The 25,758-nt window shown below is 66.3% G+C and carries 22 protein-coding genes; 12 read left to right on the plus strand and 10 right to left on the minus strand.

What is annotated here, in order from left to right:
- Window positions 1-17: 17 nt before the first annotated feature.
- Window positions 18-959 (plus strand): helix-turn-helix domain-containing protein, encoded by a 942-nt coding sequence (locus ACQY39_RS02890; RefSeq protein WP_428503392.1) that lies wholly within the window; start codon window positions 18-20, stop codon window positions 957-959.
- A gap of 41 nt (window positions 960-1,000) precedes the next feature.
- On the opposite strand, the gene ACQY39_RS02895 is transcribed toward ACQY39_RS02890, so the two are convergent.
- Window positions 1,001-1,312, minus strand: a complete 312-nt coding sequence (locus tag ACQY39_RS02895; protein ID WP_428503393.1) for a hypothetical protein — start codon at window positions 1,310-1,312, stop codon at window positions 1,001-1,003.
- Between the two features lie 314 nt (window positions 1,313-1,626).
- Between ACQY39_RS02895 and ACQY39_RS02900 the strand changes: the two genes are divergently transcribed.
- The gene (locus ACQY39_RS02900; RefSeq protein WP_428503394.1) at window positions 1,627-2,520 is read left to right on the plus strand and encodes a hypothetical protein; all 894 of its coding nucleotides are present in this window, start codon (window positions 1,627-1,629) and stop codon (window positions 2,518-2,520) included.
- Here the strand turns inward: ACQY39_RS02900 and ACQY39_RS02905 are convergent.
- A complete protein-coding gene (locus ACQY39_RS02905; RefSeq protein WP_428503395.1) occupies window positions 2,502-3,374 on the minus strand; it encodes a helix-turn-helix domain-containing protein in 873 nt (290 codons plus the stop codon). The two genes, ACQY39_RS02900 and ACQY39_RS02905, sit on opposite strands and share 19 nt — an antisense overlap.
- Window positions 3,375-3,435: 61 nt before the next feature.
- On the opposite strand from ACQY39_RS02905, the gene ACQY39_RS02910 reads away from it, so the two are divergent.
- Window positions 3,436-4,893 carry a cytochrome P450 gene (locus tag ACQY39_RS02910; protein ID WP_428503396.1) on the plus strand — a complete coding sequence of 486 codons (1,458 nt, stop codon included), beginning with the start codon at window positions 3,436-3,438 and terminating at the stop codon, window positions 4,891-4,893.
- A 120-nt stretch (window positions 4,894-5,013) separates the two neighbouring features.
- On the opposite strand, the gene ACQY39_RS02915 is transcribed toward ACQY39_RS02910, so the two are convergent.
- From ACQY39_RS02915 to ACQY39_RS02930, 4 genes are all read right to left on the minus strand, one after another.
- Window positions 5,014-5,703: a PEP-CTERM sorting domain-containing protein gene (locus tag ACQY39_RS02915; protein ID WP_428503397.1), complete on the minus strand. Its 690-nt coding sequence runs from the start codon at window positions 5,701-5,703 to the stop codon at window positions 5,014-5,016.
- A 193-nt stretch (window positions 5,704-5,896) separates the two neighbouring features.
- Complete coding sequence (locus ACQY39_RS02920; protein ID WP_428503398.1) at window positions 5,897-6,145, minus strand: DUF2798 domain-containing protein; 249 nt, start codon at window positions 6,143-6,145, stop codon at window positions 5,897-5,899.
- A complete protein-coding gene (locus ACQY39_RS02925) occupies window positions 6,142-6,768 on the minus strand; it encodes a flavodoxin family protein (protein ID WP_428503399.1) in 627 nt (208 codons plus the stop codon). Before ACQY39_RS02925 ends, ACQY39_RS02920 begins: the two co-directional genes overlap by 4 nt.
- 146 nt (window positions 6,769-6,914) lie before the next feature.
- Complete coding sequence (locus tag ACQY39_RS02930; protein WP_428510710.1) at window positions 6,915-7,436, minus strand: DUF2938 domain-containing protein; 522 nt, start codon at window positions 7,434-7,436, stop codon at window positions 6,915-6,917.
- Window positions 7,437-7,548: 112 nt separating this feature from the next.
- Here ACQY39_RS02930 and ACQY39_RS02935 point away from each other — a divergent pair, with 112 nt between their 5' ends.
- A complete protein-coding gene (locus tag ACQY39_RS02935; protein ID WP_428510712.1) occupies window positions 7,549-8,058 on the plus strand; it encodes a helix-turn-helix domain-containing protein in 510 nt (169 codons plus the stop codon).
- A 93-nt stretch (window positions 8,059-8,151) separates the two neighbouring features.
- Here the strand turns inward: ACQY39_RS02935 and ACQY39_RS02940 are convergent, their stop codons facing one another.
- Complete coding sequence (locus ACQY39_RS02940) at window positions 8,152-9,816, minus strand: sulfatase-like hydrolase/transferase (protein WP_428503400.1); 1,665 nt, start codon at window positions 9,814-9,816, stop codon at window positions 8,152-8,154.
- 227 nt (window positions 9,817-10,043) lie between these two features.
- On the opposite strand from ACQY39_RS02940, the gene ACQY39_RS02945 reads away from it, so the two are divergent.
- The gene (locus tag ACQY39_RS02945; protein ID WP_428503401.1) at window positions 10,044-11,630 is read left to right on the plus strand and encodes an ABC transporter substrate-binding protein; all 1,587 of its coding nucleotides are present in this window, start codon (window positions 10,044-10,046) and stop codon (window positions 11,628-11,630) included.
- Window positions 11,631-11,696: 66 nt separating this feature from the next.
- Here the strand turns inward: ACQY39_RS02945 and ACQY39_RS02950 are convergent, their stop codons facing one another.
- On the minus strand, window positions 11,697-12,455 hold the full coding sequence (locus ACQY39_RS02950) for a DUF1566 domain-containing protein (protein ID WP_428503402.1): 759 nt from the start codon (window positions 12,453-12,455) through the stop codon (window positions 11,697-11,699).
- Between the two features lie 1,523 nt (window positions 12,456-13,978).
- On the opposite strand from ACQY39_RS02950, the gene ACQY39_RS02955 reads away from it, so the two are divergent.
- A complete protein-coding gene (locus ACQY39_RS02955) occupies window positions 13,979-16,231 on the plus strand; it encodes a TonB-dependent receptor (RefSeq protein ID WP_428503403.1) in 2,253 nt (750 codons plus the stop codon).
- A 282-nt stretch (window positions 16,232-16,513) separates the two neighbouring features.
- Window positions 16,514-18,055 carry a sigma-54 interaction domain-containing protein gene (locus ACQY39_RS02960; RefSeq protein WP_428503404.1) on the plus strand — a complete coding sequence of 514 codons (1,542 nt, stop codon included), beginning with the start codon at window positions 16,514-16,516 and terminating at the stop codon, window positions 18,053-18,055.
- Between the two features lie 19 nt (window positions 18,056-18,074).
- Here the strand turns inward: ACQY39_RS02960 and ACQY39_RS02965 are convergent, their stop codons facing one another.
- Window positions 18,075-19,061: a serine hydrolase domain-containing protein gene (locus tag ACQY39_RS02965; protein WP_428503405.1), complete on the minus strand. Its 987-nt coding sequence runs from the start codon at window positions 19,059-19,061 to the stop codon at window positions 18,075-18,077.
- 15 nt (window positions 19,062-19,076) lie between these two features.
- Window positions 19,077-19,226 (minus strand): hypothetical protein, encoded by a 150-nt coding sequence (locus ACQY39_RS02970; RefSeq protein WP_428503406.1) that lies wholly within the window; start codon window positions 19,224-19,226, stop codon window positions 19,077-19,079.
- A gap of 502 nt (window positions 19,227-19,728) precedes the next feature.
- Between ACQY39_RS02970 and ACQY39_RS02975 the strand changes: the two genes are divergently transcribed.
- The 5 genes from ACQY39_RS02975 to ACQY39_RS02995 all read left to right on the plus strand — a co-directional run bounded on the left by ACQY39_RS02975 (window position 19,729) and on the right by ACQY39_RS02995 (window position 25,753).
- Complete coding sequence (locus tag ACQY39_RS02975) at window positions 19,729-21,156, plus strand: methyl-accepting chemotaxis protein (protein ID WP_428503407.1); 1,428 nt, start codon at window positions 19,729-19,731, stop codon at window positions 21,154-21,156.
- A gap of 317 nt (window positions 21,157-21,473) precedes the next feature.
- Window positions 21,474-22,694 (plus strand): substrate-binding domain-containing protein, encoded by a 1,221-nt coding sequence (locus ACQY39_RS02980; RefSeq protein WP_428503408.1) that lies wholly within the window; start codon window positions 21,474-21,476, stop codon window positions 22,692-22,694.
- A gap of 425 nt (window positions 22,695-23,119) precedes the next feature.
- A complete protein-coding gene (locus ACQY39_RS02985; protein WP_428503409.1) occupies window positions 23,120-23,893 on the plus strand; it encodes an ABC transporter ATP-binding protein in 774 nt (257 codons plus the stop codon).
- On the plus strand, window positions 23,890-24,690 hold the full coding sequence (locus ACQY39_RS02990) for an ABC transporter ATP-binding protein (protein WP_428503410.1): 801 nt from the start codon (window positions 23,890-23,892) through the stop codon (window positions 24,688-24,690). The genes ACQY39_RS02985 and ACQY39_RS02990 overlap by 4 nt, the downstream gene beginning before the upstream one ends.
- A 43-nt stretch (window positions 24,691-24,733) precedes the next feature.
- Window positions 24,734-25,753: a branched-chain amino acid ABC transporter permease gene (locus ACQY39_RS02995; protein ID WP_428503411.1), complete on the plus strand. Its 1,020-nt coding sequence runs from the start codon at window positions 24,734-24,736 to the stop codon at window positions 25,751-25,753.
- The last annotated feature ends 5 nt before the right edge of the window (window positions 25,754-25,758 follow it).

The following is a 25,758-nucleotide window of genomic DNA, read 5'->3' on the forward strand; positions in this document are numbered from 1 at the left end:
CCGCCGAAAATCGCGCCATGTCCAGAGACCTCGCCCCGCCAAGCCCTGCTGCCGGCACCGCCCCACCGCCCCAGGTGTTCGCGGTGCTGAGTCAGTCGCGCGCGCAGCTGGAGCGCCAGGCGGAACTGGGCGGCACCTTGCGCCTGGCCCAGTGGCGCAACTGCGAGGACCACACTGGCTACAACCGCCCCGGTCACCACACCTTGTCGGTCTATTTGCAAGGCGGCCAGGATGTGCGCGTGGTCGGCGAACGCAGCCCACTCGATGCCGCGCACGGCCAGCCGGGCACCTTTTGCATCCTGCCGGCCGACCATGAGTCGCAGTGGCAAATTGCCGGCCCGCTGCGCTTTGTGCACCTGTATCTGTCCGACAGCGCCTGGGCGCAGCGCATCGTCCGCCTGCTCGACGCCGAGCCGCGCGCCTACACCCTGGCGCCGCGCTTCTTCGGCCAGGACCCAGCCCTGGCCGACTGGGCCCGCCAGGTCAGCGCGCTCGACTGGGGTGACACCTCACAACGCCTGCAGGCCCATCAGCTCAGCGAAGCCGCTTTGGACCGCTTGGTGCTGATGGCCGCCCAGCCCCATGCGCGAGAACGCGCCCTGCATCTGGCCAAGGGCGGCCTGGCCCCGGCCGCGCGCCGGCGCGTGCTGGAGCAGATCGAGACCCAGTTGGCGGCGGGCCAGACCGAGGGCCTGAGCCTGGCCGAACTGGCGGCCGAAGCCAACCTCTCCGAGTTCCACTTTGCCCGCATGTTCCGCCACAGCCTGGGCTGCAGCGTGCACGGCTGGATCAGCCAGCGCCGCAGCGCCCGCGCGCAAGCCCTGCTGCGCGAGCGCCCCAAGCTGAGCTTGGCCGAGGTCGCCGCCCGATGTGGCTACGCCAGCGCCAGCCACTTGAGCCGCAGCCTGCGGGCGGATCTGGGGGCGACGGCGGGGGAGTGGCGAAGAGCAGGGGTGTGACCGATTCGCACCGGCATGACCCGTGTGACTGTGGGCGGCACTCAGTCGGCCGCGCCACTCTGGCCATGCAGGCCCTGCTGTGCCAGCCACACCATGCCCGCATCAAAGGACGGGCTCAGTTGGTAACGCGCCAATTGACCGGCACGTTCAGCCAGCGACCTGACCATGGCTTCGTGGAATTGCGTGGGCAGCACATCGGTGACTGCCACCATGCCATGACGGACGCAGTCCTCGAAAAAACTCCACCACAGTTGCAAGGCCTCGGGCGTGCCACCCTCCCATTCCAAGGCGTCGCTCAAAAGCCCCCAAGGCTTGGCTTGGCCATCGGCTTGCAGACCGCGCTCCGCCCACAATTTTCGGGCTTCTTGATGCAGATTGCGCGAGGCGATGTCATTCCATGTCCCGCCATATCGGGCCACAAGAACGTCACCTTGCCAGCACAAAGAGAAACTGCCGTGTTGCGCCCATACAGTCATGATGGATGTTGCAGTGAAGGTGTACTTAGAAGCCCGCCCTCAGTGTAGTGGGCCCGCATGCCGTCACGCCACATGCCAAGATTCAACTTGCGGCAGCGCCTGCACGAGCGGCTTGCACGCAGCGATCCGCCCTGCCGCCGATGCAGGCCGGGCGCCTAGAATTCGTGGCGCTTCGCCACTCTTGCCCTCCTATGTCTACCCATTCCACCCTCGATTTCGCCGGCCGGGCATGGCGCGTGCGCCGGCCCAAGCCTTTTGTGCTGGTGATCGAGGGACTGGCGCCGCCTGAAGCAGGCGCGGCGATCGCGCCCAGTGACTATCTGCACGAGATCCTGCTGCAGCCCGAGTGGCGCGAACCGTTCTTCCAGCTGGCCGATGCCACCGGCCTGGTGGTCTGCTTGAATCTGGACAGCCGGCACCCAAGCTACCGCGATGTGCGCGGCCGCTCCAGCAAGGGCCGGCTGAGCCAGGGCGAGTACTACCACCACGACGGATGCTCGGGCCCGACCAAGCCGCGCTTTGTCGAGATCCGCTGCCCCTACCAGCCGCAGACCCGCTCCATCGCCACGGCCGTGGCGCCCCACCATGCGGTGGTGGCGGCCATGGTGCAGGCCTTGTCCGAAGAGCTGAAAGCGGCGCCCGCGCTGCAGGCGCTGATGCAAGACCGCGATCTCTCTCCAGCCGCCGTGCAAACCATGAGTTATGAGACGCTGGACCAGCTGCAAGGCCAGATCACCCGTACCGTGCGCCGCAAGCTGGACGCCGAAGGCGCACGCGCCTACTTCCGCGAAGTGGACCGCCTGGCGGACGCTTACTTCGAGCCCTGGCAGCCGGGCGAGAGCCGCATCATCGCCAATGCCAATGGCGGCCTGACCATGCAGCACCGCCGCGCCTACCAGGAGCTCCATGCCGGAGGCGTGGCCAACGGCCATCTGGTCAAGCGCTGGCCCAACGAAGAGCTGCCCTTGCCGGGGCAGGCCCTGGACACGGCCCTGTTGGCCTCTTTTTGCAGCGAGGAAGACGGTACGTGCTGGCGTGCCGAAACCGGGGGCCAGGCAGGCGCCGCTCAGGCCCAGATGCGGTAAGGCCAGAAAGCCTCGTCCTCTTCAATGCGCCGGCGCAGCTCTTCGGGGCTGAAGCCGGTGACGCGGCGGGTTTCGCGGCAAAGATGGGCCTGGTCGGTGTAGCCCGCGTCCTGGGCCAGGGCGCTCCAGACCACCTCACCGGCCTCCATCTCGCGGCGCACCTGGAAGAAGGTGGCCTCGGCCCGGCTGATGCCGCGCAGAGCGCGAAGGCTCTGACCGCTCCATTGCTTGATGCGCCGCTCGATCTGCCGTAGGCTGGCGCCATGGCCGCCGGCTATCGCGCGCAGGGCCAGGTGTTGCATCCAGTCGCGGTAGCGGCCGCGCTCGGGCGCGGTGGCACGCTCCTGCTGCAAGGCCCGCCAGCGCGGCAGGAAAAAGGCCTCCAGCAGCGCCATGCACTGCTGCTCGTCCTGCGCGGCCAGCATCTGGGTATTGAGCTGGCGCCAGTCATCGCCAGGCAGAACGTTTTCGATGGGCACATAACGGTCCAGCAGGGCGGCAAGGTCCAGCCCGGTCAAGACATGCAAGGCCTCGGGCTGCAGGGCCACCATGAAGCTGCGGATGCCAGCCTCGGAGCGGAAATGCGCCGGCCGGCTGCGCGGACCGCCGAGCAAGGCGCGGTGTTGGATGGGCCGCAACTGGCCTTGTGCCTCCACCTCCCAGCCGCCGCCCTGCAGCGTCCAGGTCAGGCCGCACAAGGGGCTGGCCGCGAAATGGCTGTCGCGCTGGGCCGCGCTGAGCGGGGCAGCCACTCCGGTGGTGTCACGCCACAGGCAGGCCCGCACGCAGCCGGCCAGGGCCAGGCTGGGCACCAGCAAGCGGGCAACGGCGTCGGGGTGGCGGTCGGAGGGCATGGCGGAAGTGTAGGCAGCGCGCCAGCAGGTACCTGCACGCCCTCCGCACAAGAACCGCCTCATGTCGATTTCGTTCAAGACGCGCTCACTGGGCCTGGCCATGATGCGCCGCATGGACGAGCACAGCACCACCCAACTTCCTGCCGACGCCGGCAAGGCAAATCACCCTCAAGCCGCCTCAAGCAAGCCCGGCGCTTCCGGCCCGCGCGGCATCGGTTTTCTGCAGCTGCGCGCCCTGCGCCAGGATTACCTCGGCACGGTGCAAGGCTGGCACCGGCGCTGGGGCGATGTGGTGCAGCAGCGCTTGCTGCTCTACCGGGACTTCAGCTTTGTGAACCCCGAGCATGTGCGCGAGTTGCTGGTGCAATCGCACGAGGGCCTGCTGCGCTGGCCGCGCGCGACCGAGATCTTTGCCTCGGCCCACGGCCAGAGCGTGCTGGTGGCTGAAGGCCCCGCCTGGAAGCGCCAGCGCCAGATGCTGCAGCCGGGCTTTGCGCCCAAGCGGGTAGACGCGCTGCTGCCGCTGATGGTGAGCGCCGGACAGCAAGCTCTGCAACGCTGGGATGGCTCCGGCCGCGAGGCCTTCGGCTTCGAGGCTGCCATGACCCAGCTGACCATGGAGCTCATTCTGCGCAGCCTGTTCTCGCGCAGCGACGAAGCCCAGGGTCGCGCTGCCGCCGAGGCTGTGCATGTGCTCAGCGTGGTGGCCATGGGCGAGTTTTACTGGCCGGTCAGCAGCCCGCTGTGGGCGCCCTGGAAAGCGCCCAAGCGGCGCGCCCTGGCGACGCTGGATGGTTTCATCCGCCGAGAGCTGGCGCGCCGGCGCGAGGACGACGCGCCGCACGACGACCTGCTCGCCATGATGATGCAAGCGCGCGATGCCGAGGGCCGCGGCTTTGACGAACACGGCCTGCGCGACGAGTGCATGACCACCTTTCTGGCCGGCCACGAGACCACGGCAGCCGCACTCACCTGGTGGGGCTGGTGCATGGCCAGCCATCCGCAGGAGCAGCAAGCGATTGCCGAGGAACTGGACCAGGTGCTGGCCGGGCGCGCACCGACAGCGGCCGATCTGCCCCGGCTGCCACGCCTGAACCGCAGCATCAAGGAGACCTTGCGGCTCTACCCGCCCGGCGCGGCCCTGATCACCCGCGTCGCGGCCACGCCCTTGCGCGTGGCCGGCTGCGAGATCCCGCCCGGCGCCATGGTCCGCCTGACCCCGGCCCTGACGCAGCGGGACCCGCGCTGGTTCCAGGAGCCCGAGGCCTTCCGCCCCGAGCGCTTTGACCCGGACAGCGGCCATGGCGAGATCCCGCGCGGTGCCTACCTGCCCTTCGGCGCCGGCCCGCGCGTCTGCCTGGGCAGCCATTTCGCCAGCACCGAGATGATGGTGATCGGCGCCTTGATCCTGCAGCACTACCGCCTGCACCCGGTGCCAGGGCTGCCAGCACCCAGCCCTCGCTTGGACATCACCTTGCGGCCCAGCCAGCCCCTGAAGCTGCGCTTGCAGAGGCGCTAGCGGCGCGGCATGGTGCAGAAGGAAATGAAAATCGCCGCTCAGCACCCGAGGGCTGGCGGCGATCGAATGCGGGCCGGGCCCGCGCGGATCTGAGTTCGGCGGCCGAAACCGCTGGCACGCTCAGCGAGCTGCGTGGCCCTTGCGGCGGCGTGCGGCCAGCATGCCAAGCAGGGCGATGCCAGTCAGGGCGAAGCTGGCTGGCTCGGGCACCTGGGCGCCGCTCGACTGATTGAAAGCCAGGCGGAAGGCGACATCGGGGCAATCGCTGTGGCAGCCGGCCCAATTGGCACCGGCCGCGGCGCTGCCGCTGTTGTCGTAGACGAAGCTGCCGTTGGCATAGTTGTTCTGGAAATTGCTCGTGCCCATGAAGACACCGTCGCCCTGGCCATCGAAGAGACCGGCGGCGCTGAAGTAGGCCACGTACTGCTTGCTGGCGTCCAGGTTCAGGCCACCAGTGTTGACGGCGATCTCGGTGAAGTTGTTGTAAACGCCCGAGAACTCCGTGCCCGCGAACAGGTTCGGGCCGACGATGCCGCTGCCACCCCACTCGGCCACATAGGCGCGCAGTCGCGAGGTACCCAAACTGCTCTTCAGCCAGAAACTGAAGGAATCGAGCCGCGTGTTGCTCGCGTCCGCCACTTTGAAGGTCTGGCCATAGCTGGTGGTGGAGCCTTCACCCAGCGAGTTCCAGTGGATGCTGCCAGCCAGAGGGTTGACGATCACGGCGTCGGCCGAGGCGCTCAGGGGCAGCAACGCGCTCAGCGATGCGATGCCGAGGGCCAGGGCGGAGAGAGCGTTCTTGCTGTTCATGATGATGAGGTCCGCGATGCTGCGTTGGGAGGGGCCGGGTGAGGCGATTGCCTGTACTCGGGCTGGACTTCATTGTTGGCTGCGACCTGGCCCCCTGTGCCCCCCGCGCCTGCGGGTGAAAACAGGGGAGCCAGGAGCAAGTCGTGATGAAAGTCGCGATTCCCAGCCGCGACTCAGCGCCGCCATAGCGGCTTCAAGGGCCGGGCTCGGCCAGCAAGCGCTGAACCAGGCGGCGCGTCAGCGGCGCCAGCAGCAACACAGCTGGGAAGGCGATCAGCCAGGCCGGCCACCAAGCGCCCAGCCAATGGGTGAAGAAGCCAGGGCCAGGGCCGAGCGCGCGCAAGGTCGCCACGGCCGAGACCAGCAAGGACATCAGGCCCGAGAGGATGAGGCCGAACAGCAAGGGCGCGAGTTTCTGGGCTGCGCTGCGGGCGGCGCTCATGAGGCGCGGGCGGTCAGGGCCGCTGCCGCTGCCGCTGCGGCGGTGTCGGCTTGCGGGCTGCCCACGCGCAGCAGGCTTTGGGCGAAGTGAGCGCCGAACATGCGAGCGGTCTTGATGTCGCCGGGCGCCATCGCTTCGGCCGGGGCGCCGTGCTCGGCTTGCGCCATCAGGCCGGACCAGGAGCCGAGGCGGTTGGCCGCTTGCTCATAGGGCACGCCGGCATGCTGCTCGGGCAAGATGGGGTTGCCGACCCAGAGCATGCCGTGCTGCATGCTGAACACGAACATCGACAGCAGGGTCGATTGCTTGTCTCCCGCCGGCAGGGAGGACACGGTGAAGCCGGCTGCCAGGCGGCCCTTGAGCGCCTGCTGGCTCCACATGCGGCCGGTGGCGTCCATGAAGGTCTTGAAGACCCCGGACACGCCGCCGAGGTAGGTGGGCGAGCCAAAGATCAGGCCATCAAAGGCGAGCAGCTCGGCCGGTTTCAGGGTCAGGTCTTCGGCCTTCAGCAGCTGCGCCTGGACCCCGGGCACGCTCTCGGCGCCCAGCAGGATGTGGCGCGCGATGTGCTCGGTGTGGCCGTGGGCGCTGTGATAGACGATGGCGAGGGTTCTGGGTTTCATGAGGGGGGTGCTCCAGTTGAGACAACAAGGACTTCAGGCGAACAGGCAGGCAAGGCTCCGCCGGCGCGAAGTCCGGGCGCCAACGGAAGGGAACAAAAGGTGGATTGCTGGCGGCCGCGCGGGTGCGCTGCGCCAGCTGCGCCGGCTCAGCGCATCAGAGGCGCCAAGGCCAGGGTCGCGAGGTAGAGCCCAAGGCCGAACACCAGATGGTTGGCCAGGCTGCGCAGGCAGTTCTTCAGCGGCGTGGCGGTTTTGCGGGCAAAGAAGCCGGCGCCCAGGGCCGGCTGCATCAGGCACAGCGGCATCAGCACCGTGGCCATGCCGAAAGCCAGGGCCGGCCCCAGGCTGGGCCGCTGCAGCCAGGCCGGGCCCTGCCAGGCCAGCAGGCCGGCGGCGAAGCCAAGACCCACGGCGTAGTGCAGCAGCCAACCCAGGGCCAGCTCATGGCGCACGGGCTCGGCACGGGCGATGGCCGTATGAGCAAAGCGGCCGCGCGCCATATGGCCCAGCCAGCGGCCGATCAGGCCGAAGCTGGCCGTCGGCACACGCAGCAGCTTGTTGAGCAGCAACAGCCAGGCGTCGAAGAAGGCGGTGGCGGCAACGCCGATCAGGGCCGCGGCCAGGGTGGGGTGGGCTGAGGCGGCGATTGCGGGGGCACTATCGGGCATCCAAGACATGGTGATCTCCTGCTGAGGCTTGACGTTCGGGGACTGTTGCAGTCACTATAGAAGTTGAAGTCAACTTCAAGTCAAGCGGGAGATTGAGCAGATGGAGACAATCCTGGACATCGCCGAAGTGGCGAGGCGCAGCGGTGTGGCCGCCTCGGCCCTGCGCTACTACGAACGCCGGGGCCTGATTCGCTCGCTGGCAGGCAGCGAAGAAGGCGCCCGCCGCAGGTTCGCGGCCACGGTGCTGGACCAGTTGGCCCTGATCGCCCTGGGCCAGGCTGCCGGTTTTTCATTGGACGAGATCGGCGCCATGCTGACCCATGGCGCATCGGGGCCCGGCCCGAAGATCGACCGAGGCCTGCTGACGGCCAAGGCCGACGAGCTGGACCGCACGATACGGCAACTGCGCGCGATGAGCGCGGGCCTGCGCCATGCCGCCGCCTGCCCGGCACCCAGCCATGCGCAGTGCCCGTCATTCCAGAAGCTGTTGAAGGCGGCGGCCGGGCGGGCGCTGGAGCGACAACAGACATCGCGTGCCCGGAGCCGCCCGGCACGAGCTCCGATCAAGAATGCTGCGGACTTGGCTCCATGGGATGCCCGCCCCCACCCGAAACGGCATTGAAGGGCCCAGGTGGGGCGTCGTGACCCCCATGTTCACCGCTGAGCAGATCGCCATATGGCTCTGCGCCAAGGGGGCCGCCCACGGCCCGCGCAGTCAGCGCGCGAAGTCCACCTCGCCGATCGGCAGCTGCGGTGCCTCCCAGCGATAGCGCGGGTCGAACACATTGCGTGCCGGCTCCATGCCCGGCCATTCGATGCGCAGGAGCTCGGCCAGGGTCCAGCCCGTCCAATCGGCCCGAAAAGGCTGCTGACCGCTGCCCGGGGCAAAGGCTAAGGGCGTGCGCCACAGCATGGCCGGGATCCGATAGCCCGCTTCTGTGCCTGGGCTGTGGCCGGCGTGATCGATGCGGTGGCCGACCTCCTGCCCATGGTCCGACAGATACATCCAGGCGGCCTCGCCGCCTGCCGGCACATGGCGTTTGAGCATTCGCAAGGTCTCGGCAACCACCCCGTCGTGGTAGTGAATGACTGCGTCATAGTCCTGCCGCTGTTCGCGCAACCAGACGGGACGCTGCTGACGCTGCATCTCGCGCTCCACCGCATCGCCGCCCTGCTCGAAAGGCCGCAGCGCCTCGGGCGCTCGCAAGCGGTAATGCGGGTGCGCGCCGAGCAGATGGAGCACGATCAGCTTGCGCGGCGCGGAACGATCGGCCAAAGCCTCCTCCAGGGAGTCCAGCAGCTCGCCATCCAGCATGGATGAAGAGCGCCCTGGCTCGCGATTGATCATCTCGACGGTGTCGGCCAGTTGGGCATGCTGCTGCTCGATGGCGAGGTCGTCATGGTTGCTCATCCACCAGACGCGGTAGCCGGCCGCGCGGGCCAAAGCCAGGATGTGACCCGGCGCAGGCGCCGCCGAGCCAGGCTGTGCCGCCATGCTGCCGCCGAAGCTGAACAAGCCGTCGAGCGCCGCCACCGTCGTGGCCTGCACCGACCAAGCGTGGGGCAGCACCAGCAATCGCGCGCCCTCTTCACGGCTCAAGGCCTGCAACTGCGGAGTGGTCTCGCGCTGATAGCCATACAAGCTCATATTGTCTCGGTTGACACTGTCGGTCAGCACCAGCACCACCGTCGAAGACTCAGCGCCCAGGGCGCGCACGCCCGAGGCCCGGGCCTGTTCCAGCAGGAACTCACGCTGGCGGCTCTGGTCAGACCAGTTCATGCGCAAGGTCTCGACCGACACCGCCCAATGTGGCCAGAAGGCCGCCGGGTGATGGCGCCGCCAGGGCTTGCTGGCATGGGCCACGAAGCACAGCAGCAGCAGGCCCAGCCACAGCCAACGCGAGCCGGTCCCCAGCGGGCGGGGCGGCTGCTGGCTGGCCAGGCGCACCAGGCCGAGCAGCAAGCCCAGCGCCAGCAAAAGCGCCACCAGAGCCGGCCACCATTGAGCCCCCTGCGCCATCAGGTACTCCAGGGCCTCGCGCGGGCTGGTATTGGCTGCAGCAGTGAGCACCAGGGTGCTGTCCGGCACGGCCGCATAACGCTGGCGCAGATAAGCACGCAAGAAGCCATCGAGCAGAAAAACCCCGAGCAGCAGCGCCACACCGAACAAGCGCAGCCGCCGCCAGGACGGGCTGCGCACCGGCCAGCGCAGCCAGATCAGGCCGGGCAGCGCAAGCAGCAACATCTGCGGCACGCGCAGGCCTTCATGCCCGAGGCTGGCCGACAGCAAGAGCAAGACGGCCAAGGCGGCAATGCCGACAGACGGGCGGCGCCGAAGCAGTTCGGCGAACCAAACTCGCATCGGGGAAATGATGTTCATAGCAAGGGACGAAGGCCTCGGGGTCCTGGATGGTAAAGCGGCTGATCGTCTACTTGAGCAGGGCCACGGGAGCCCGGGACCTAGCCCGGGACATTGCCGTGACCGAACAATGACCTGTCGATCTGGTGCCGTGCTGCTGCAACGCTGCATGCGGGCAAGCCACTAGCCCGCAGCGCGCGGCCCTCGTTAGCATCGATTCCTTCCCAGGGACCCAGGAGCAACCGACGATGAGCCGCCAATTCTTCAAGGCCAGCTTGCTCGCCGTAGCGCTGGGCCTCTCGGCCGCCACCAGCGTGCCCGCCCAAGCCGCCGCCCTGCGCTGGGCGGCCCAGAACGACATCCTGACGCTGGATCCCCACTCACAGGACCACAACACCTCCAACACCATCGGCGCCCACATCTACGAAGGCCTGACCCGCCTGGATGCCAAGTACCAGGTCGAACCGTCGCTGGCCACCAAATGGACCTACATCACGCCCTCCCAGGTGCGCTTCGAGCTGCGCCAGGGCGTCAAGTTCCATGACGGCAGCGCCTTCACGGCCGACGACCTGCTGTTCAGCTTCGAGCGCATCCGCCAGCCCCTGGGCACCAAGCAGACCTACGTCTCGGGCATCAAGGAGATCAAGAAGATCAACAGCCACACCGTGGACCTGATCCTCGAAGCGCCCACGCCCATGCTGCTGACCAACCTCAGCAACTTCTCCATCATGAGCAAGGCCTGGGCGAGCAAGAACAAGGCCGAGAGCATCTCCGACTACAAGTCCAAGGACGAGAACTTCGCCTCGCGCAATGCCATGGGCACCGGGCCCTACAAGCTGGTGGGCTGGCAGCCCGACCAGAAGGTCAGCCTGGTGGCCAACAAGGACTGGTGGGACAGCAACAAGGGCAATGTGACCGAGCTGAGCTACCTGCCCATCAAATCGGCGCCGACGCGCGTGGCGGCCCTGCTCTCCGGCGATGTGGACATCGTCACCGACCTGCCGCCGGCCGACTTTCTCAAGCTCAAGGAAGAGGGCAAGGTCAAACTGATCGAAGGCCCCGAGGTGCGGACCATCTTCTTCGTCATGGACCAGGGCAGCGACGAGCTGCGGGACTCCTCGGTCAAGGGCAAGAACCCCTTCAAGGACCGGCGCGTGCGCGAGGCGCTCAACCTGGCCCTGGACCGGGAAGCCATCAAGCGCAGCATCATGCGCGGCCTGTCGGTGCCGGCGGCCCTGATGATTCCGCCGGGTGTGAACGGCCACGACGCCGCGCTCGATGCGCCCCTCAAGCCCGATGTCGAGCGCGCGCGCAAGCTGCTGGCCGAGGCCGGCTATCCGCAGGGTTTCGAGGTGCCGCTGAACTGCCCGAACAACCGCTATGTCAACGACGAACAGATCTGCCAGGCGGCGGTGGCCATGTGGGCCAGGATCGGCGTCAAGGTGCGCCTGATCACCCTGCCCTTTGTCACCCACAGCCAGACCTTCCAGCGCTTCGAGTCGCCCTTCTTCATGCTGGGCTGGGGCATCTCCACCTACGACGCGCTCTACGGCATGCAGGCCTGGGGCCACACCCGCAGCAGCGGCGCCGACGGCAACTTCAATTTCGGCAAGGTCAGCGATGCCAAGCTCGATGCCCTGATCCAGCAGATCAAGTTCGAGCCCGATGTGGCCAAGCGCAATGCCCAGATCCGCGCGGCCTTGCTGCGCCTGCGCGACGAGCACCTGTTCATCCCCCTGCACCACCAGGTGCGTCCCTGGGCCATGAAGCCCGGCGTCGAGACGCTGCACCGCTCGAACGATCAGTTTGAGGGGCGGTTCACGTCCATCAAGTAAACAGGGCCCGCGCGGGTCTGCGAGCGAGGCCAGGCCGGTGTCGGCCGGACCTGGCTGTGGCGATGATCAGCGCAACACCGACTTGCGCCGTACGGCGGCAGCCAAGGCCAGCAGTCCGCCGAGCATCAGCAGCGCACTGGTCGGCTCAGGCACCGGCTGCGAAAGCACATCGCCGTCGCGCACGGCCAGGGCCGAGTACTGCTGGTCCTTGGTCTGGTAGTACTGATTGCCGTAGTAGGCATAGAAGTACCAGGCCTGGTTCGGGCGGTTCGGCAGCTCGGTGCCAGACCAGAACACAAAGGTCGACAGGCCGGTGAAGGGGCCGAAGTCTTTCTGCTCCCAGCCCGGCTGGATAGCGCAAGCGTCATTGCCGGCCGGGGTCGGCGTGCAATAGCCCTTGTTGCCCAGGGTCACATAGTAGAGGTGGCCCATTTCTGAGGCCTTGCCCCAGCCTTGGCCGGTGGCGGCCACACCGTAGTCGGTGCTGCCGTTGTTGCTGTTGCCGTAGCGGAAAGCCTGGCCGTTGACCGGCGTGACCTTGGGCAAACGCCAGTTGTCGAAGCCGTAAAGCGATTGGGTGTTGAGCTGGGCGATCCAGCTTTGGGCACCGTCCCAGCTCAGGCGACCATCGGCCTCGAAGCTGCGGACCGCACCGAAATCAGCCAGCCAGCTGATGTTCAGTTCGGTGTCGTAGTAAGCCTCGAAGCCAGCTTTGGCTGGGTCGAGATCACGCCCTTGCAGGGCCGCTTGTGCGCTCTGCAGCGCGGCCAAGGCCATACCCATGCCCAGGCCGATTGCGGCCAGGAACTTCTTGTTGGTCTTCATCTCTCTTCAACTCCCTCTGCATGGCTCTAGCACCCCACGGTGCGAGCCCCTCATAGATCTGCACTCGCTTTAACAAAGTGCCCGGCGACAAGCTGGACATGATCAACGTCATGTCTTCTTGCTTGTTCTGCAAACTCAAGCGAGCTGCTGCTGCTTTTTGTCTCGCGCAAGATTGTATGAGGCTGACCGTGTACTCCAGGGCCGCTTCTGCGCGGTGAATGCGAGGACCCCGCCGCTGAAACCGTGGCCATGCAAGGTGAGCTCGGAGACAAAGCCGGCGCGAATCTCCAGCCAAAGCAGAAGCTTGTGGGTCTGGGCCTGATCTGAGCAAGGTCAGCCGCGCTGGGCTTGCTTGCTCAAACCCCACTGGAACTACGAGATCTGTACCCGCACCGTTCACTCACCTGGGCTCCGCCATTGAACAAGGGCTTGGCTTGCGACGTCGAAGACTCTCAACCGGTACTTGGCCACTCGCGAGCAAGGTGCAATGCAATCTTTCACTTGCCAAGAGTGAAAACGCTTGCAGTCAACCCCCCGGAAGTTGGAGATGAAAAATAGAGACATTTGACTTTCGTTTTTGCGATTTACCGAAAGAACACCGGCCGAGAACTTCTTTCGAAGGGATAGGACACGATGGCGCTTTTTATACTTGGCCTGCCGACGAAGAGCGGTTTGTGTTTCGAGGGAGTAAATAATGAAAGCAGTTGCAACAGAGCTGGCCGTGCTGGTTCTATGTCTCTTGTTATCGGGTTGCGCAATGTCTACGGCCGGAAGAGAGCATTCACAGGGCGGGGAGAGTCAAACTCAGTTCGACATGGACCTGAGTGAATGCCGGCGCTACGCCATGATCGACGCCTTGCTCGCACCCACTGGGCACCAAGCTCCAAGCAAGGGACAGCATCCAGAACCAGGCAATGCAACTGGCAAGGACAGCTCAGAGTCGGTCACCCATCGCTGCATGGCGGCCCGCGGTCATTCGCTGCCCCAGTGACTGATAGCAAAGGGTTCGGCCAACGCGGAGTTCACCTAGGTCCAGCAGGCCTATGAAGCGATCAGGAATCCGCACTGGCAAGGGGGAAGCAGCAGGCCGGCACTCCGTCCAAACATCATCCATCGCCTGTTTTTTGGACACTTCTGTCACTCACGCTGTCTGAAAAAAAGCCATCGCCCGCTCGGCCGGCCTTGTTTTGCGCAAAACCTCACGCCCTCTCGCGTCATTTGCGCCCCAAAACCGAGCCTGTAACACCTCAGCCGGGCGGCTGAAGGGCCTCTTGGACTAGTGGTTTGCACCAGTCTGGGTCGCATGCCCGCTTCGTGGGCACAGCTATTGCAGAAGCAGTGCGTCGCTGCAGCCGTTTGGTCCGTGGACCCCTGGATCGAGCCACCGTTCGATTCATTCCACGGCAACCAGCAACAACAAACCGACGAGCCGAGCCAAGAAGAGCACGGCCGCTCCTTTTTCCTTTTGCAGCTGCAGCAGCCAGACCTAGATCACAAGCAAGCCACCCCACGGAGACAAACCGATGCGCTTCACCACCACACCTAAGACCGCCCCAAACTCCTCCGCCCGCAGCGAGCCAGCCCATGGCCAGATCCGCCTCTCGCCGCTGAGCCTGGCCATGGCCGCGCTGTTCGCCTTGCCGCTGAGCGCCCAGGCGCAGACCAGCGCGGAGGCTGCGAAGGCAGACACAGCAGCAGCAACAGAAGCCAGCACCAACAAGCTCGAAGCCGTGAAGGTGACCGCCCGCCGCCGCGAGGAAACCCTGCGCGATGTGCCGGTGGCGGTGACCGCCCTCAGCGCCACCGCGCTGGAAGCGCTCAATGTGAAGAACCTCGGCGACCTGCAAGGCCAGGTGCCCAACCTGACCGTGTACGCCGCGCGCGGCAGCAACTCCACCATCACCACCTTCATCCGCGGCGTCGGCCAGGCCGACCCGCTCTGGGGCGTGGACCCGGGCGTGGGCATCTATCTGGACGATGTCTATATGGCCCGGCCGCAGGGCGCGCTGCTGGAAGTGTTCGATGTGCAGCGCATCGAAGTGCTGCGCGGCCCGCAGGGCACGCTCTACGGCAAGAACACCATCGGCGGCGCGATCAAGTATGTATCGCGCCCGCTGGGCACAGCGACCGAGGGTTCGCTGAGCTTCTCGACCGGCAACTACGGCCAGGCCAATTTCAAGGGCTCGGTCGGCGGCTCGACGGCCGACGGCCAGATCCGCGCCCGCTTCGCCGTGGCCAGCCTGAACCGCGAAGGCTATGGCAAGAACCTGACCGATGGCAGCGATGTCAGCAACCAGGACACCACGGCCGCCCGCGCCACCGTGGGCTACTACGCCAAGGACATGCCGCTGACCGTGGTCTTCAGCGCCGACCGGGCGCTTGATGAATCCGGCATGCGCGGCTTCAAACGCTTGAACGCCAACCCGCCGGTGGAGAGCAACTACGACATCGCCACCGGCATGGCCAACCAGAACAGCACCGACACGCGCGGCCACTCGCTGACGGCGACGCTGAACCTGTCCAACGAATGGACGGCCAAGTTCGTCCACGCCAACCGCCGCGGCCTGACCAACACCGGCATCGATTTCGACGGCCTGCCCGCCAAGACCGCCGATGTGCTGGCCCGCTATGCCGACAAGCAGACCAGCAACGAGCTGCAGTTCAGCTACGACAGCGGCAGCGGTCACGCCGGCGTGCTGGGCCTCTACCAGTTCGACGGCGAAGCCGGCGGCACGGTGCTGAACAACTTCTTCAACCTGCTCTTCGGCAGCACCAATGGCACCGTCTACACCAAGGGCAAGGCGGCCTACGCCGACTGGAGCTGGCGCCTGAGTCCGGCCTTCAGCCTCAGCACCGGCCTGCGCTACACCAAGGAAAGCAAGCGTGCGCGTGTGCTGAACCAAGGCTTCAAGGACGCCACCTTCAGCCAGGTGACCGCCGCCACGGCCGACTTCGACAAGACCCGCGAGGTCAGCAACACTGCGCCCAAGCTGTCCCTGGACTACAAGCTCAGCGGCACGACCAACCTCTACGCCAGTGCCTCGCGCGGCTTCAAATCGGGTGGCTACAACGTGCGCGCCCAAGCCACGGCCGTGCCGCGTTCGGCCGAGCCCTTCAACGACGAAACCCTGGACTCGCTGGAGCTGGGCGCCAAGACCGTGCTCGACAGCGGCCGTCTGGAGATCAACAGCGCCGTCTTCCACAACAAATACAAGAACGTGCAGCTGTCCATCTTCACGTCCTACACCGCCGCCAACGGCGTGCCCAGCTTCTTCGGTGACTTCACCAACGCCGGCCAGGCCACGGTGCAGGGCGCGGAAGTGGAGTTCGCCTGGCGCCCCGACTCGGCCTGGTCCATCAGCGGCAATGTGGCCTACGTGAACGCCAAGTACGACGAGTACATCGACCGCGGCGTCAACGTGGCCAAGGACAAGAAGTTCAGCAACACACCCAAGCTCCAGGGCGCGCTGAACATCGAATACCGCACCGGCCTGGCCCTGGGCGGCGTGCTCAAGACCCGCCTGGGCCTGAACTACCGCACCAAGGTCTACCCGACCACCGACCTCAGCGAAGTGATCGCCCAGAATGCCTACGGCCTGGTCTCGGCCGGCATGATCTGGGAGAAAACCGAGCGCCTGAGCTTCTCCCTGCAAGGCAGCAATCTGGCCAACAAGGCCTACCGCACGGACGGCTACAACATCGCCTCGCTGGGCGTGCTGAGCGGTTTTTACGGTGCGCCGCGGACCATCACGGCGGGCGTCGGCTACAAGTTCTGACAAGCACGTGATTTTTCTACTGCGCCACTGCCAGGCGTCGTTGGCCGGGTGCTCGGGATCCTCACGTACAGGAAGTACGTTCCGGTCCCTGCGCCCCGTCCGCCTCGGGCAGAGCCCTCGGCCTTCGCCAGGCAGGCCGAGTCCTCAGGACTTGGCCTGTCCGGGCTCAGCCTCGCCTGACAGCGGCTCGCTACGAAAACTCACGCGCTTGTACGCCGGCTCCACACCATGATTTGTCCACCGGGCGAGGCTGCTACATTGCAGCAGCCTCGCCCTCCGACCATGCCCATCGCTGTCTCGAAGAACAACGCCCCGATCCCTGAACTGCCCGCCGATGCCGACGGCGTGCTGCGCATGGCTGCGCAGTCCTTGTTCGATGTGCTGGCCCAGGCCACCGAGGGCATGATGGTGGTGGACCGCTCGCACCGCATCGTCTGGATCAGCGAGGGCTACAAGCGCTTTCTACCGGCCCTGGGTTTTGGTGACGAGACGGAATTCGTCGGCCGCTCGGTCGAGGAGGTGGTGCCCAACACCTTGATTCCGCAAGTGATCGCCTCGGGCAAGCCGATGCTGATCGACCTGCTGACCAACCGGGCCGGCACTTTTCTGGTGACCCGCCTGCCGCTGCGCAACGAGGCCGGTGAGGTGATCGGCGCGCTCGGCCTGGTGCTGCTGGACCACCCCGAAACCACCATGCAGCCGCTGATCTCCAAGTTCGGCCGGCTGCAGCAGGAGCTGGACGACACCCGCCGCCAGCTTGCTGCCGAGCAAAGCAAGAACCGCCGCTCCAAGCACACCATCGCCAGTTTCATCGGCAGCAGCGCCCCGGCGCTGGAAGTCAAACGCCAGGCCCGCCGCGCCGCCCTGAGCAGCTCCACCGTGCTGCTGCTGGGTGAGACCGGCACCGGCAAGGAGTTGCTGGCCCATGCCATCCATGCCGCCTCGCGGCGCGCGCACAAGCCCCTGGTCAGCATCAATATTGCCGCCGTGCCCGACACCTTGCTGGAGGCCGAATTTTTTGGCGTCGCCCCCGGCGCCTACACCGGCGCCGACCGCAAGGGCCGCGAGGGCAAGTTCAAACTGGCCGACGGCGGCACCCTGTTCCTGGACGAAATCGGCGACATGCCGACCACCCTGCAAAGCAAGCTGCTGCGCGTGCTGCAGGAGCAAGAGGTGGAGCCGCTGGGCAGCAACACCGTGATCCCGGTCGATGTGCGCGTGATCGCCGCCACCAGCCGCGACCTCGGCGCCATGGTCGCGGCCGGCGAGTTCCGTGCCGACCTGTACTACCGCCTCAATGTGCTGCCCCTGCGCGTGCCGGCCTTGCGCGAGCGCCTGGACGACATCGAGGCCTTGGCCGAGGCGCTGCTGGAGGACATCGTGCGACGCGCCGGCATGGCCTCGCGCAGCCTGGCGCCCGATGCGCTGGAGCTGCTGATGCAGCAGGACTGGCCCGGCAATATCCGCGAGCTGCGCAATGTCCTGGAACTGGCCTGCCTGATGGGCGACGAAATGCTGCTGCAGGCCGCTCAGCTGGCGCCCTATCTGAAGCCCGCCACGGGTGCCACAGGTACGTCGGGCCGCAACGTGACGCTCGCGGGCAGTGAACTGCGCCCGGTGCCGGCGCTGCCGGCCCCACCGGTCCATGGCCCCGATGACGCCAGCCTGCTGCGCCCCCTGGCCGAGCAGATCGCCGAGCTGGAACGCAGCGCCCTGCGCGCCGCCTTGCGCGCCACCGGCGGCAACAAGTTCGCCGCGGCCAAGCTGCTGTGCATGTCGCGTGCCTCGCTCTACGACAAGCTGCCTCTGCTCACGCAGGAATGAGGAACCAGGCGCGGCGGGTTCAACGGTAGCTGGGGTTCCAGGCCAGATCCTGCACCGCACGACTCAACCCGGCGGGCTGGAAGTCACCCAGATTACCCAGGGCCACAACGGCGCGGCCTTGGCCAGGGAAGCGCTCGAAGCGCGCCGAGAAGCCCTCACTCTGGCCCTCGTGCCAGCAGTGCAGCGGGCCGCCCGGGCCGCGCTTGAAGCTCCAGCCCAGGCCATAACTGTCGCCCGAGTCGGTGCGCACGCCCTGGGCCCAGAGCTTCTCGAACACGCGTCGATAGGGCTTGAACGGCCCCCAACCTTGCAGGGCGCGCTCCCACTGAATCATGTCCCGCAAGTTCATTTCAAAGCCGCCGCAGCCGGCCGCCATCCAGCTGCGCACGCCAGGCGGCTGCTGGGCCCCGATGTCAACGACCCCACCGCCGGGGCCACGCTGATGCGGGGCCGCCATGTCGGCAAAGCCGGGCGCGGGCTGCATCAGGCGAGCACTCTTCATGCCCAGGGGTCCGAACAGCCTCTGCGCCAGCACCTGCTCATAGGGCCGGCCAGCCAGCCGGCCGATGGCGCTGGCCAGAACGTTGTAGCCCACATTGCTGTACAGGAAACGTTGGCCAGGCGGGCTTAGCAAGGGCTGGCGCATGACGATCGGCAACCATTCGGCCTCACCATAGTTGCGCGGAAACAGGGCCTGCACATCCGGGTCGCCGAAATCGACGTTCTTGGGCAGGCCCGAGGTGTGCTGCATCAGCTGGCGCAAGGTGATGGCTTGCCAGGCCACGGGCAGGCCGTCGAAGAGACCGGCCAGGCGCTGGTCCAGGCGCAGCTGCCCGTCTTCCACCATCAGTTGCGCGGCGCAGCACAACAAGGGCTTGGAAATGGAACAAGTGGCAAAACGCATGTCTTCGGTGACCCGGCGCTGCTGTCCCACATCGGCCCAGCCCAGGCCGCGCGCGTAGATGGGCTCTCCGTCCTGGATCAGGGCCAGGGCCAGGCCGGGCATCTGCTGGTCGCGCAGCTATTGCTGGGCGTAGACATCCACGCGGTCCAGGGCGGCGGCCGAGGGCGAGATGCGGGCCAGCGCGGCGCCTGCGCGGCCGGCCAAGCCCAGGCCTCCGGCGGCCAGCAAGGTCTGCAAGAGCTGGCGTCGCTGCGGTGACTGACTCATAGAGCTGGGCTCCTCGTTCCTCGGCGAATCGTCGGCAGGGCAGGCCAGTGCCTGACTGAGAGACAAGCGGGCCAGGCAAGACCTGAGGCCCAAGCGCGCCAGAACCAAGCGCGCCATGGTAGGACGCAACAGCGCAGGCTGCGGACCTGCTGCGCACCGGATTTACGCCCGTTTGGGCGCCCTGCGGACCGGGCTGGCATGCCGCAGGCAAGGGCCATGCGCCTGGATGCCAGGTGCGGCTGAGCGCGAATTGCGCGAGATTAGGCTGCCTGATCGCGGCTTAGCCCCATTGCCAAACCATGAGACATGGTCCGATAGTCCAGACAGCGCAGCTCCCATCACCTGCAATGTGGGCGGCCGGCTGCAGAAAAGGCCCCTGACTCACGGAGACGATATGGGACACCTGATGTTGGCGACACGGCTTCGACTGGCCATCGTGGTGGCGGTCTTGGGATTTCTTCTGCTGATCTTCTGGCTATCCCAGAGAGAAGCTCGCAGCCTGATGAGCGTGAAGATGCTCACCACGGTCGAACAGGTCAAGCAGGCCGAAAAAATCGCCTCGGCATATGCCGACAAAGCCAAGTCTGGCGCCATGAGCGAAGCCGAGGCCAAAACTGCCGCCGCTGCCGAGATCGGCAAGATCCGCTACTCCGGCAGCGAGTACATCTGGATCAACGACATGGGGCCGCGCATGGTCATGCACCCCATCAAGCCCGAGCTCAACGGCAAAGAGTTGAGTGACACCAAGGATCCCAAAGGGAAGTACCTGTTCGTCGAGATGGTGCAAGTGGTCAAGGCCAGCGGCAATGGCTATGTCGACTACATGTGGCCCAAGCCCGGCGCGGCAGATCCGGTGGCCAAGCGCTCCTATGTGCAAGCTTTTGGCCCTTGGTCTTGGGTGCTGGGCTCCGGCATCTACATCGACGACGTCGAGGCGATCGCCCAGCAAGATGCTTCGGTCGGGCTGCTGCTGGCCTTGCTGGCGGGTGGCGTTTCGCTGGTCGCCGTCGAAGTGTTCGTACGACGGTTGCGCCAACGCCTCGGTGCCATGCAGCAGATGATGCAGGAAGTGGCCGATGGCAATCTGAGCGGCCACATCGAGACGGGCCAACGCGACGAGATCGGGCTGGTGGCCCTGCAAGTGCTGGCCATGCAGGCCAGGCTGCGTGAACTGGTCACGGCCATTCGTGGCGCCACCGACTCCATTGGCCACGCATCCAGCGAAGTCGCCCTGGGCAGCCAGGACCTGTCCATGCGCACCGAACAGGCCGCGGCCAACCTGGAAGAGACGGCGGCTTCCATGCAAGGCCTGACAGATCAGGTGCGCCATACGGCTCAGGCGGCGCGCCAGACCAATCAGCTTGCCGATACCGCCGCTGCCCGCGCCCGTGACGGTGAGGCTGTCATGCAGCAAGTGGTGGGCACCATGGAAGGCATCTCGGCTGCCAGCCGCAAGATCTCGGACATCATCTCGGTGATCGACGGCGTGGCCTTTCAAACCAATATCCTGGCACTGAACGCCGCCGTCGAGGCGGCGCGGGCCGGCGAACAAGGGCGCGGCTTTGCCGTGGTGGCCTCCGAGGTGCGCGCACTGGCCCAGCGCTCGGCGCAAGCCGCCAAGGAGATCAAAACCTTGATCAATGACTCGGTCGAGCGCGTCAATGCCGGCACCCTGCAGGTCAGCCGAGCTGGCAGCTCCATGGGCGAAATCCTGGAAGCAGTGCAGCGGGTCACCACCACGGTGAACGAGATCACCACGGCCAGCGCTGGGCAATCGGACGGCATTGACCAGATCAACCAAGCAGTCAGCCAGCTGGACAGCATGACCCAACAAAACGCCGCCTTGGTGGAAGAGACTGCCGCCGCCGCCGAATCCCTGAAGCAACAAGCCCAAGGGCTCAATGAAACGGTGGCCGTGTTCAGAACCTGAGCCCCCCCAGCCCAGCCCCAAGACCCGCCGTCTGAAATTCGGACGGCGACTGAAATTCAGACACTCGCCAAACGCGTCTGTTTGTTTTTCAAACATTGTCCGGCGCAAGAGTGCGCATCTCCACCGGCCGGCGCAGCCTGTGGCCTCGCGCATGGCCGTGAAAGCCCCGGCTTCAATGCGGCAAGCACCCTCAGCCTCAGTGTTTGCACCAAGCCGGGCCCGCTGAAGCCAGCTCCGGCATGGTCATTGCGTAAGCTCCTGGACCACCCGCTCGCTGCAAGCGAGGCGGGCGACCGCAGCCCATAGGAGATCGCCCCATGCCCCCGAAATTGACCACCCGCCTGACCCTGACGCGCTGCCTGAGCGTGCTGGCCGTCATGGCTGCCCTGCTGGGCACGACCGAGGCAGGCGCCCAAAGCTCCGGCAAAGAGCTGCGCGTCGCCCTGATCTACAGCAAGACCGGCCCGCTGGAGGCCTACGGCAAGCAGACCCAGACCGGCTTCATGATGGGCCTGAACTACGCCACCGGCGGCACCATGACAGTGGGCGGCAAGAAGATCGTGGTGATCGAAAAAGACGACCAGGGCAAGCCCGATGTGGGCAAGAACTTGCTGGCCACGGCCTATGGCGACGACAAGGCCGATCTGGCCGTGGGCCCCACCGCCTCGGGCGTGGCCCTGGCCATGCTGCCGGTGGCCGAGGAGTACAAAAAGATCCTGCTGGTCGAGCCGGCCGTGGCCGACTCCATCACCGGCGACAAGTGGAACAAATACATCTTCCGCACCGGCCGCAATTCCTCGCAAGATGCGATCTCCAATGCCGTGGCCCTGGACAAGGCCGGCGTCACGATTGCCACGCTGGCGCAGGACTACGCCTTCGGCCGCGACGGCGTGAAGGCGTTTCGTGATGCGATCAAAAAGGCCCGCATCGTCCACGAGGAATACCTGCCCACGACGACCACCGATTTCACCGCCGGCGCCCAGCGCCTGATCGACAAGCTCAAGAACGAGCCTGGCCGCAAAGTCGTCTTCATCCTCTGGGCCGGCGTGGGCAACCCCTTCAAGATCGCTGACCTGGACTTGAAGCGTTATGGCATCGAGATCGCCACCGGCGGCAACATCCTGCCGGCCATGACGGCCTACAAGCAGTTTCCCGGCATGGAAGGCGCTGCGTACTATTACTTCGGCATCCCCAAGAACCCGGTCAACGAATGGCTGGTCGCCAACCACTACAAGCAGTTCAAGGCGCCGCCCGACTTCTTCACCGCCGGCGGCATGACGGCCGCTATCGCCGTGGTGGAGGCGCTCAAGAAGACCGGCGGTGACACCAACACCAACAAGCTGATCAAGACCATGGAAGGCATGAGTTTTGAAACGCCCAAGGGGAAGATGACCTTCCGCCCCGAGGATCATCAGGCGATGCAGGCGATGTATCACTTCAAGATCAAGGTGGATCCCGCATTCGCTTGGGGTGTGCCGGAACTCGTACGAGAGATCAAAGCCGAAGAGATGAATGTGCCGATTCGGAATCAGCGGTGATGGGTTGTTAGGCTGATTCGATTGGAGCGCCGGATGCTCGGCTACTGCGCGACTCCAGGCCGTCGTTGCGGGTCCCCCCGCGAATCCTCACGTAGCGCCGCTACGTTCCGGTTCTCGGGTCCTCCCGCGCCTAGTCCTGAAGCCGCTCGCTACGCCTCGGGCGCTGGCACAGGGGGCGAACCCGTGAAGCTCAAACGATAAAACACGGAAGGGCCGAAAGCAACGATAGCGCCGACGTTCGGCACGCGCATCGCTAGCGCGCGAGGCGTAGCGAGCGGTCGTTGGGCTAGGCGCGGGGGGACCCACAGACCGGAGCGTAGCGGCGCTACGTGAGGATCTGTGGGAGGACCCGCAACGACGTCCAACGGCCGCGCAGTAGCCGAGCTTCCAGCGCTCTAACTCAAAAGAATTCCCGGAGCACCACCGTGCTTGAAACAAAGAACCTCTCCATCCACTTCGGCGGCCACAAAGCGGTGGACGCCGTGTCTTGCAGCTTCCAGCCCGGCACCCTGACCGCCATCGTCGGCCCCAACGGCGCCGGCAAAACCACCTACTTCAACCTCATCTCAGGGCAACTGAAAGCCAGCAGCGGCAGCGTCTGGCTGGACGGCCTCGACCTGACCACCCTACCCGCGCCGGCCCGCACCCGCCTGGGCCTGGGCCGGGCTTTTCAGCTGACCCAGCTGTTCCCGCATTTGAGCGTGCTCGAGAACGTGCGCCTGGCCGTGCAGGCGCGGCGGGGCCTGGGCCTGCGCATGCTCTCGGTCTGGCTGCAGCACCAGGACCTGATCGACGAAGCCATGGCCATCGTCGAGCGCGTGCGGCTGCAAACGCGCGCCCAGGCCACGGCCGCCAGCCTGCCGCACGGCGACCAGCGCAAGCTCGAAGTGGCCCTGCTGATCGCCCTGCAACCCAAGGTCTATATGTTTGACGAACCGACCGCCGGCATGAGCGTGGACGAAGTGCCCGTGGTGCTGGACCTGATCCGCGAGCTGAAAGCCCAGGGCCAGCACACCATCCTGCTGGTCGAGCACAAGATGGATGTGGTGCGCGAGCTGGCCGACCGCATCATCGTGCTGCACAACGGCCAGCTGGTGGCCGACGGCGAACCGGCCGCCGTGATCGCCTCGCCCGTCGTGCAGAACGCCTACCTGGGCGCAGCACTGCCCGCGGCAGAGATGGAAGGCGCCAGCGCATGAGCACGAATACGGCCACAACTACTAGCGCCACTTCGCTGCTGACCCTGCAGGGCGTGCACACCCACATCGGCGCGTATCACATCCTCCACGGCGTGGACCTGGAGGTGCCGGCCGGCCAGGTCACCATGCTGCTGGGCCGCAATGGCGCGGGCAAGAGCACCACCCTGCGCACCATCATGGGCTTGTGGCAAGCCAGCCAGGGCCGCATCGACTTCGACGGCCAGCGCATCAGCGCCAGCAGCCCGCGCGAGCCGGCGCAAACACCCGAGATCGCCCAACGCGGCATCGCCTATGTGCCCGAGAACATGGGCATCTTTGCCGACCTCAGCGTGGCCGAGAACCTGCTGCTGGCCGCGCGCGGCGCGCGCCGCCTGAGCGAACTGGATGGGCAGCGCCTGGACTGGCTGTTCGGCCATTTCCCCGCGCTCAAGAAGTTCTGGCTCTACCCGGCCGGCAAGCTCAGCGGCGGGCAAAAGCAGATGCTGGCCATCGCCCGCGCTCTGATCGAACCGCGCCGCCTGCTGCTGATCGACGAGCCCAGCAAGGGCCTGGCGCCCGCCATCATCCTGAATCTGATCGAGGCGCTGCGCGAACTCAAACGCGGTGGTGAAAACGGTCAGGCCCCCACGACCGTGCTGCTGGTCGAGCAGAACTTCATGGTGGCCCGCGCCCTGGGCGACCGGGTCGCGGTGATGGACAACGGCCGCGTCGTCCACGCCGGCGCCATGCAGGCCTTGGCCGAGGACGAGTCCCTGCAGCAGCGCCTGCTGGGCCTGAGCCTGGCGGCTCACCAATGATGAATGAGCAAGAAGCGCCCCTATGAGCACGCACGCTGAACCCATGAGCACCCTCCCTTCCGCGGCGGATGCCGCCGCCATCCCCAAGGCCCGCTTCGACCTACGGCCGCTCTGGCTGCTGGCCGCCCTGCCCCTGCTGGCCCTGCCCCTGGTCGGCAGCGGCAGCACCTGGCTGACGCTGACCATCGCCGGCCTGGCCATGGGCCTGATCATCTTCATCATCGCTTCGGGCCTGACCCTGGTGTTCGGGCTGATGGATGTGCTGAACTTCGGCCACGGCGTCTTCATCGCCCTCGGGGCCTTCATGGCCACCACGGTGTTGGGCGCCATGAGCAGCTTCACCGAAACACCCCACCTGGGCGCCAATCTCTTCGCTGTGGCCGTGGCCTGCAGCGCCGGCATGGCGGTGGCGGGCGCGGTGGGCCTGCTGTTCGAGCGCGTGCTGGTGCGGCCGGCCTACGGCCTGCACCTCAAGCAGATCCTCATCACCATGGGCGGCATGATCATCGGCGAGGAGCTGCTCAAAGTGGTCTGGGGCGCGCAGATGATTCCTCTGCCCCTGCCGGAGGGTTTGCGCGGCTCCCTGCTGCTGGGTGAGGCGGCGGTGGAGAAGTTCCGCATCGTCGCCGTGCTGGCCGGCCTGGCCGTGCTGCTGGCCCTGCTCTGGCTGCTCAACCGCACCAAGCTGGGCCTCTTGATCCGCGCCGGCGTGCAGGACCGCGAGATGGTCGAGAGCCTGGGCTACCGCGTGCGGCGCCTCTTTGTGGCGGTCTTCGTCGGCGGCTCGGCCCTGGCCGGCCTGGGCGGCGTGATGTGGGGCCTGTACCAGCAAGGCGTAACGCCGCAGATCGGCGCACAGGTCAACGTGCTGATCTTCATCGTCATCATCATCGGCGGCCTGGGCTCCACCGTGGGCTGCCTGGTCGGCGCCCTGCTGGTGGGCCTGCTGGCCAACTACACCGGTTTCCTCGCGCCCAAGCTGGCCCTGTTCTCCAACATCGGCCTGATGGTGGCGGTGTTGATGTGGCGGCCACAAGGCCTGTACCCGCTGGGTCAGCGTTGAACAGC

The sequence above is a fragment of the Roseateles sp. genome (assembly GCF_965262435.1).
Classification (GTDB): domain Bacteria; phylum Pseudomonadota; class Gammaproteobacteria; order Burkholderiales; family Burkholderiaceae_C; genus Paucibacter_A.